At 48.2% G+C, this 463-nt stretch carries 1 protein-coding gene; it reads right to left on the reverse strand.

The window, feature by feature from the left end; translation table 11 throughout:
- Positions 1-463 (reverse strand): transposase family protein (locus tag ACYVUV_RS12380; protein ID WP_484499583.1); only part of this gene is annotated, 463 nt, incomplete at both ends.

Below are 463 nucleotides of genomic sequence, written 5' to 3' on the forward strand. Positions count from 1 at the left end.
GCGTGGAGATAGTACTGCCAGCGTGTAGTTGATCTTCTCGCCATCAGGGCTGTCGTCGAAAGCTGATTCAAATTTGCCTACATCTTGTCCAAACTTCTCGTTGAATTTTGGCACAAAAACCTCCCGGAGATACTTGTTGGCATCTTCGATTGTAGTAATATTGTGAAGCCTCAGTTCGGGCTTCAAACGGCTCTGTACGGTCTGATTCGCCCGTTCTACCATGCCTTTGGCCTGTGAGACGCTAGTGGTTACGATATCTGTTCCGAGGGTCTTGCAGGCATAACCAAATTGCGTAAGTACATCTTTGTGCTCTGCCTTGGTCTTAGCCGTCTCGTAGTTGAAAACAGTCCGATTATCGGTCTTGAATCTAAGAGGGATACCGTAATCCACGAGAATCTGCTCATAGACGTGGTAGTATGCATTCAGAGTCTCCTGCCAGTCGAAGTAGGCGCCGACCAGGTTA

Source organism: Lactobacillus sp. WILCCON 0149 (assembly GCF_057197965.1).